Source organism: Brevundimonas sp. GW456-12-10-14-LB3, from assembly GCF_059424365.1.
Genome location: NZ_JBWKZJ010000064.1, coordinates 1 through 6,160 on the forward strand (window position 1 = coordinate 1; position 6,160 = coordinate 6,160).

Below are 6,160 nucleotides of genomic sequence, written 5' to 3' on the forward strand. Positions count from 1 at the left end.
CAGCCCCGCCCCGATCAGGGCGAGCCCCCCCGCCGCCGGCGCGTCGGCGACCTGGCCTAGCTGCACCGGCAGGGCCGTCAGCCAGGCCAGAAAGGCCTGGGGCAGAAAGACGAACAGCAGGGCCGTCTTGGCGAAGGACCAGCCCTTGTTCCGTTCCTGATCCTCGACGATCTGCACATAGCGGCCGTCCGCCCCGCTGGCTCGCCACCGCCCGAACAGATGCAGCCCCAGCCGCAGCGCCCAGACCGCGCAGATCACGACCAGCAGGGTCTTGCGCGTCGGATCGCCGTGGGTCCGCGGCAGGGTGGCCAGGGCCAGCAGCAACATGCCCAAGGGCCAGACCGCATCGACGAAACTGACGTCCTTCAGCCTCAGCGCCACGCCCCACAGCCCCAGCATCACGGCGACGATCAGGACCAGGTTCTGGGCCAGGAGGAGGAGGACGTCGGTCAGGGTCATACGGCCGATACGTGTCGCCGCGCGCCCTGGATGCGCGCCCTAGACGGATTCAACCACCGTCAACTCCGGCCACCGCCCACGCGCATTCTCGACAGTCCTGGCCCAGCCCTTGGCCACCGGCCGGTTGGGGTTCGGCCGCACGACCATGGCGAACACATCCTCCAGCCCGAACGGCGCCGCCACCGTGATCGCATCGTCCGCCTCCAGCCGCACCCCGACGGCGAAGGCGGGGGCCACGAACCGGCCCAGGGCCTCGTCGGTCGAATGCAGAGCCTCATAGGGCTCGCCGAACCGGTTTTCGAACCACAGATGCACCCGCGCCTGGTTGCGCACCTCGACCTGGCTGCGGAAGGGTTCGTCAAAGGCGGCGGCGACCCGCTTGATCACCTCGTCCTCGGCCTCATAGGACAGGTCCGATCCGTCGAAATAGGCCAGGTCATAGTCCTTGATCCCGTATCCCGACGGCCGTCCCGTCCTGGCGTTCCATACCGCCTGATAGACGGCGCCCGACACCAGCCGCCAGTCGGGCAGGCCCAGCCCCCGCACCGTCCGCAAAACGTGCATCAGGCCGGGATCGGCGCGGACGATGTCGATCAGCTTCTGGCTCAGGGGGGCGTTCATCCGCCTCCCTTACCCTTCCCATCCGTCCTGCGGGAGAGGCCGTCCGCCATCATCCCCAGATGCGCGCCCCCGCACGTCCCGTCATCCTGGGGCTTGTCCCCAGGATCCAGACTCCGGGCGCCAAAGACGGCGCACCTTGCGGAAACACCGGGCGTCTGGATCCTCGCCACAAGGGCGAGGATGACGAACGCAACGGAGGCCCGCCTCGCAACGGCGGACCATGCCCGCCGCCCGTTACGCGCGCGATTGTCGAGGCGAGCCCGAAAAGGTTCAAAGGCTTAGGGCTTCACCCGTCAAAACAGCCGGCGCCCTTCCGCGCGGCCCTATACTGGCGGTCCGGTCTTTGACATCGCAACGCGCGCAGAACGTGGCCCCGCCGGACAGTCCGATCGGAGTTCCCCCATTTTCTTTGTGAAAAAAATGGCCGTCGGACAGATCGGACACATCGGACACCCTTTTTTCCGTGTCCGATGGACCGCCGCCTCAGCCCCGCACCGGCCAGCCGTGATCCAGCGGCCCGTGTCCGCCGCCGAGACCCGGCGCCCGCCGGATCGCCTCGCCGACATAGGCCCAGGCTTCGGCGACCGCGACCTCCAGCGGCCGCCCCAGGGCCAGACCCGCCGCGCACGCGCTGGCCAGGGTGCAGCCGGTGCCGTGGGTGTGGCGGGTGTCGATCCGCTCGGCCTCCAGCACCGTCTCTCCGTCGGCCGTCATCAAGAGGTCGATCACCGTCGGCCCGTCCACATGGCCGCCCTTCATCAGCACGGCCTTGGCGCCCAGGTTCAGCAGGGCCTCGCCCGCCCGCCTCTGGCCGTCGATGTCGCGCACCTCAAGCCCGGTCAGGGCCTCGGCCTCGGGCGCATTGGGGGTCAGAAGGGCCGCGCGCGGGATCATCAGGCTCCGAACCGCCTCCACCGCCGCATCGGGCAGCAGGGGATGGCCGCCCTTGGCCACCATGACCGGATCGACCACGGCAGGGGCCTTGGCTTCATCCAGCAGGGCCGCCACCGTCTCGACCACCTCGACCGAGCCCAGCATGCCGGTCTTGACCGCATCGGTCCCGATGTCCTCCAGCACCGCCCGCGCCTGGGCCGTGATGACCTCCAGCGGCAGGGGATGGACGCCGTGAACCCCCAGGGTGTTCTGCACCGTGATGGCCGTGATCGCCGTGGCGGCGAACCCGCCCATCATCGTCACCGCCTTGATGTCGGCCTGGACCCCCGCGCCCCCGCCGCTGTCCGACCCCGCCAGGATCAGGACCCGTCCCATTTTTCTTTCGCTACCGCCGACCGCGCGGCCGGCCTCTGCTTGAGCGAGGCTCATGCGTGGGCTCCCGAAAACAGCTTTAAGCCCACGATCCCGGCTACGATCAGCAGGATGCACACCGCCCGCACCGCCGTCGCCGGCTCGCCGTATACGACGATCCCGACCAGGGCCGCGCCCACCGCCCCGATCCCGGTCCAGACCGCATAGGCCGTGCCGATCGGCAGCCTCTGGGTCGCCACCCACAGCAGGATCATGCTGGCCGCCAGGGCGATCAGCACCCCCAGCGAGGTCAGCGGCCTTTGCAGGCTGACGGACTTCAGGCCGGACGCCCACAGCACTTCCAGCAGGCCGGCGACGACCAGCGTCGCCCACGGATTGATCGACATCACCCAGGACATGGGGACCAGATGGCCCAGGCCGTCGCTGGGGGCAAGCGTGTCACTCCGCCGCCGCCACCGCCGCCTGAAGCTTCAGCGCCTGAACCGTCTCGCGCACGTCATGGACCCGCACCATCCGCGCCCCGCGCCGCGCCCCCTCCAGGGCCAGGGCCAACGAGCCGCCTAGCCGGTCGGTCGCCTCCACCGCCGTCGCATCCACCGCCTGGATCGTCCGCTTGCGGCTGGCGGCGTAAAGCACTGGAAAGCCCAGCCCGACCAGTTCGCCCAGCCGCGCCGTCAGGGCCATATTGTGCGCCGGGGTCTTGCCGAAGCCGATCCCCGGATCCAGCCAGATCCGCTCGCGCGCCACCCCCGCCGCCGCCGCCGCCTCGGCCCGGCCCAGCAGATAGGCCCGCACCTCGGCGACCACGTCCTCATACTGGGGATCGGCCTGCATGGTCCGGGGTTCGCCCCTCATGTGCATCAGCACCACCTCGCACCCCAGCTCGGCCGCGACGGCGGCGCTGTCCGGCGCATGGCTCAGGGCGGTCACGTCGTTCCACATCGTCGCCCCGGCGGCGACGGCGGCCCGAGCCACGGCCGGCTTCATCGTATCCACGCTGATCGGGCCGCCCCAGCGGGCGCAAACGGCCTCGATCACCGGAACGACCCGGTCGATCTCCTCGGCCTCGCTGACCGGCTCGGCGCCCGGCCGGGTGCTCTCGCCCCCTATGTCCAGCACCTCGGCCCCCTGCTCGACCAGCCGCATCGCCTGGTCCGCCGCCGCCTCGGTCGACGCCCATCGCCCCCCGTCCGAGAAGCTGTCGGGCGTGACGTTGACGATGCCCATGACCTTGACCGTCACGCCTTCCTCCCGATCAGTCCGCCCAGAGCCTCCAGATAGGCGTCGAAGGCCTTGCGCCCTTCAAGCGTGATCGCCGCCCGCGTCAGGGGCTTGTTGTTCACGAAGCTCTTGGAGATGGCGACATAGCCCGCCTCCTCCAGCTTCTTCAGATGCACCGACAGATTGCCCTGGGTCGCCTCCAGCACCGTCTTCAGCTCGGTGAAGTCGGCGGCCTCGACGTCGGCCAGATAGACCATGATCCCCAGCCGCATCCGGCCGTGGATGACCTCGTCGATTCGCCCCAGGTCGTTCAGCCCCATGGGTCAGGCGGCGTCCGCAGCCGGGCGGGCCTTCAAGGCTTCGCGGGTGATGATCCAGCCTGGCCCGGCGAACAGCAGGAACAGAGCCGCCGTCGCGACGAGCAGATAGGCCAGGGGCTCGCGGACCAACAGCCCCAGGGCCACCGCCGTCGCCCATCCCCCGATCGACGCCGCCAGCATCCAGCCCTTCTTCTTCAGCGCCCAGGCCACATACCAGGCGGCCGACTGGAGCGCGAAGATCATCGCCGGATAATAGAGCCAGACGGCGAAGTCCTGGTCTCGCGCCGAGCCGAAGCCGAAGACGATGACGATGGCCAGATTGGCCATGCCCGCCCCGCTGAAGGCGGCGTTCAGGGTGCGGGTGACGACGGGGCTGGCCTTGGGCCGCTTGCGGTCCTCCCGGATGGCCCAGGCCATCACCAGCAGGAAGGCGACGGTCACGCCTGTGACGAAGGCCAGGCTGATCGGCCCGGACCAGCGGATCACCCCCGCCGCCTGTCCGAGGTGAACCAGGCACTGCAGCCCGTACAGCAGGCCGCCGGCCAGATAGAGGACGCCCATGGTCAAGGTGGCTCTCGGATCGCCCCCGCCCTGGACGATCGATCGAAGGAAGGCCAGGTCGGCCTCGGGCGAGCTGCGGGACGTGTCGTTCATCGATGATTCCTCTGCGGCTTGCGCGTCCTTCGGATGGACGCGGCGACGGGGGTTGGCAAGCTATTCGGCGGGCGACGGGGCTGAGGCGGCCGGGCGACGCCGCCACGGAACCCGGCGGCCGTTCAGCCAGCGGCCCATGAAGCTGTGGCGGATCAGCAGCTCATAGCCGGCGATCGACGCCGCCAGCGCCCCGCCGACGATCAAGGCCAGTTTGACCGGCCAGGCTAGGCTCCAGTCCTGCACCAGCACCTGACCGACCATCACCAGCGGCAGATGGACGATGTAGATCCAATAGGCCGCATCGGCGAGATAGCGCCGCACCGCGCTGTGGCCCGAGCAGAACCGAACGGCCACGGCGACCGCCGCCAGGCTGGAGGCGTAGACGGCGACCCCGAAGGCGCCCGCCGCCGCCGCCTTGATCGCCGGATCGGTGATAGGCTCCAACCTGGGATTGGGACCGCCCGCCAGAGCCAGGGCCGTCGCGCCTGCCGCCAGGGCGAGGCCGAGATGAAGCGGCCACCGCGCCGCGATCCGCTCGAGCAGGTCGCGGCGCCGGTCCAGCAGGGCGCCCAGGCCGAAGGCCAGTCCGAACCCGACCAGGGCCGGGGTGTTGGGGATCAGGCCCGCGTCGGGCGTCGGCACGCCGAAGAAGGCGACCCAGTTCGGATGCAGCCACAGGGCCAGGGCCAGGGGCGCGCCCAGGACGACGGCGCCGCCCGGCTGAACCAGCAACGCCGTCGCGCGATCCACCACCGCCCGCCCCCAGCCGCCCTGCCGGTCCAGGGCCGCGAACGGCGCCCGCACGACGACTAGGCCGACATAGAAGATCAGCAGGACCCACAGGAACCACAGATGGGTCAACGGCAGATTGGTCCAGTCATAGGTCGGAGGCGGCGGCGCATCGGCCGCCGTCATGCCTTGCAGGCCCGCATTCCAGATCAGGACCGCGACAATGGCCGCCAGCGACGGCCCCCAGAAGACCGCCAGCGGTCCCGCAATCCGCGCCAGCCGGTTGATCCCGAACCGCACCAGCCCCCGCCGCGCCAGCATCATATGGGCGAACAGACCCGCAATCAGAAAGAAGGTCGCCATCCGAAACAGGTGAATGGCGAAGAAAAGGCCGCTGGCCCAGACCGACCGCTGATCGTCGGCCACCACCCAGATCGGCGTCGGAAAGAAGGCCATGGCGCCGTGGAGCACCAAACCCAGGAGCAGGGCGGCGCCCCGTAGGGCGTCCAGGCCGTGAAGGCGCTCGCCCGTCTTGATGTCGTCTGCGGCCATGATCCTCGTCTCCCTGTTCGAGAGACATATTGCACAGACTTGTTTGTTTTTCAAACTTGTTCGCCAAAGGCCACCTCGTGGCGTTTCGACTGGGCGTTCGGGGCGACCGCCCGACCGGCGCCCTTAAGGTCGACCGCTTCGTTAGAAACGAAAAACGCCCGGGATCCTAAGACGCCGGGCGAAGATCGATGAGGGCGGCCCGTCGGGCGCGCGATCAGCTGTTCGGCGGCGCCGGGCTGGTGGCGGCGGGCGGCGCGGCCGGGGTCGCCTGGGTGGTCGCCGGTTCGCCGACGGCGGGGGCCTCGCCCGTCGCCTCGGTGGCGGGGGCGCCCTCGGCG

The 6,160-nt window shown here is 69.9% G+C and carries 8 protein-coding genes; all 8 read right to left on the reverse strand.

The window, feature by feature from the left end:
- A partial coding sequence (locus AC07XS_RS15485) for a DUF1295 domain-containing protein (protein WP_182715156.1) occupies positions 1-459 on the reverse strand: 459 nt, incomplete at its 3' end.
- A gap of 39 nt (positions 460-498) precedes the next feature.
- Positions 499-1,080 carry a nucleotidyltransferase family protein gene (locus tag AC07XS_RS15490; RefSeq protein ID WP_182715157.1) on the reverse strand — a complete coding sequence of 194 codons (582 nt, stop codon included), beginning with the start codon at positions 1,078-1,080 and terminating at the stop codon, positions 499-501.
- Between the two features lie 483 nt (positions 1,081-1,563).
- Complete coding sequence (gene thiD / locus AC07XS_RS15495) at positions 1,564-2,403, reverse strand: bifunctional hydroxymethylpyrimidine kinase/phosphomethylpyrimidine kinase (protein ID WP_321208180.1); 840 nt, start codon at positions 2,401-2,403, stop codon at positions 1,564-1,566.
- Positions 2,400-2,744, reverse strand: a complete 345-nt coding sequence (locus AC07XS_RS15500) for a DMT family transporter (protein WP_054763992.1) — start codon at positions 2,742-2,744, stop codon at positions 2,400-2,402. Before AC07XS_RS15500 ends, thiD begins: the two co-directional genes overlap by 4 nt.
- Before the next feature lie 40 nt (positions 2,745-2,784).
- Entirely contained in the window at positions 2,785-3,573 is a 789-nt protein-coding gene (gene folP / locus AC07XS_RS15505) for a dihydropteroate synthase (RefSeq protein ID WP_182715160.1), read from the reverse strand.
- Between the two features lie 11 nt (positions 3,574-3,584).
- A complete protein-coding gene (locus AC07XS_RS15510; protein ID WP_054763993.1) occupies positions 3,585-3,887 on the reverse strand; it encodes a winged helix-turn-helix domain-containing protein in 303 nt (100 codons plus the stop codon).
- A 3-nt stretch (positions 3,888-3,890) separates the two neighbouring features.
- The gene (locus AC07XS_RS15515) at positions 3,891-4,541 is read right to left on the reverse strand and encodes a hypothetical protein (protein WP_152948933.1); all 651 of its coding nucleotides are present in this window, start codon (positions 4,539-4,541) and stop codon (positions 3,891-3,893) included.
- Between the two features lie 60 nt (positions 4,542-4,601).
- Positions 4,602-5,822 carry an acyltransferase family protein gene (locus tag AC07XS_RS15520; RefSeq protein WP_182715158.1) on the reverse strand — a complete coding sequence of 407 codons (1,221 nt, stop codon included), beginning with the start codon at positions 5,820-5,822 and terminating at the stop codon, positions 4,602-4,604.
- Between the last annotated feature and the right edge of the window lie 338 nt (positions 5,823-6,160).